This is a genomic window from Streptomyces sp. AC627_RSS907, from assembly GCF_019049165.1.
This window is the reverse complement of sequence record NZ_JAGMUE010000968.1, coordinates 1-803: the sequence shown is the minus strand read 5'-3', so window position 1 is coordinate 803 and position 803 is coordinate 1. Positions and strand designations below refer to the sequence as shown.

General features: G+C 74.1%; 1 protein-coding gene. It reads left to right on the top strand.

The window, feature by feature from the left end; translation table 11 throughout:
- Window positions 1-803, top strand: an 803-nt coding sequence (locus KUM32_RS39705; RefSeq protein WP_217146592.1) for an aminotransferase class V-fold PLP-dependent enzyme, incomplete at both ends; no start/stop codon positions are given.

The window sequence follows — 803 nt, the reverse complement described above, 5'->3', positions numbered from 1 at the left end:
CGCCAACCTGGTGCCCTGGCAGCAGCTCGCGGCCAGGACCGGGGCCCGGCTCGACTGGTTCCGGCTGACCGACGACGGCCGGCTCGACCTCGACGACCTGGACCGGCTGGTGGACGCGGACACCAGGGTGGTGGCCCTCAGCCACCAGTCCAACGTGCTGGGCACCATCAACCCCGTGCGTGCCATCGCCGAGCGGGCGCACGCGGTGGGCGCGTACGTCGTGGTCGACGCCGCCCAGTCGGTGCCGCACCGGCCGGTGGACGTGACCGCGCTCGGCGCCGACTTCCTGGCCTTCTCCGGGCACAAGATGCTGGGCCCCAGCGGCGTGGGCGTGCTGTGGGGCCGCGCCGAACTCCTCGCCGCGCTGCCGCCGTTCCTCACCGGCGGCTCGATGATCGAGATCGTGGAGATGGACCACGCCACGTTCCTGCCGCCGCCCCAGCGCTTCGAGGCGGGCGTGCCGATGGCGGCGCAGGCGGTGGGGCTCGCCGCGGCCGTGGACTACCTGCGGGCGCTGGGCATGGACGAGGTGGCGGCGCACGAGGACGCGCTGACCGCCCGGGCGATCGAGCGGCTGAGCGAGATTCCCGGCGTGCGCATCATCGGCCCGCGGGAGATGACCGAGCGCGGCTCGGCCGTCTCGTTCACGGTCGCGGACCTGCACCCGCACGACGTCGGGCAGGTGTTGGACGAACGCGGCATCGCCGTGCGCGTCGGCCACCACTGCGCGCGCCCCATCGTCCGCCGCTACGGCGTCCCGGCCACCACCCGGGCGACGTTCTACGTCTACAACACGCTGGAGG